This is a genomic window from Dellaglioa sp. CoH-57-MRSF-21 (assembly GCF_056781915.1).
Genome location: NZ_JBXAXU010000128.1, coordinates 1 through 327 on the forward strand (window position 1 = coordinate 1; position 327 = coordinate 327).

The 327-nt window shown below is 57.5% G+C and carries 1 protein-coding gene; it reads left to right on the forward strand.

Translation table 11 applies throughout. The features are described 5' to 3' along the window. The coding region (locus AC1RPQ_RS08250; protein ID WP_481762303.1) for a hypothetical protein at nucleotides 1-189 on the forward strand (189 nt) is incomplete at its 5' end. Nucleotides 190-327: the final 138 nt, after the last annotated feature.

The following is a 327-nucleotide window of genomic DNA, read 5'->3' on the forward strand; positions in this document are numbered from 1 at the left end:
GCATGGCCCTTTGAGGAAAAGAAATCGGACCTCGCGCGCCTGAGCGAGATCGAAGAAAAGCTCGAACGTGAGGACGCTGAGCAAGAAGCGGCCGAGGAACAACACCTCATGGAAAGCGCTCGTGCCAATCAATACCCGTCATTCTGGCGTCTGCTATTCCCGCGTCGTGCGAAGCAGGAGGCAGTATGAGCAAGGAACTGATTGAGGACTTCCAAAACCTTACGTCCCTACGAAGCAGGTGGATGGAGCTGCGTAGTAAGGCAGAGATGCTCCTGAGCGAGGCCGCCGATCTGGATTTCCGCATCCGGCGTGCGAGTGCGGTGCGTG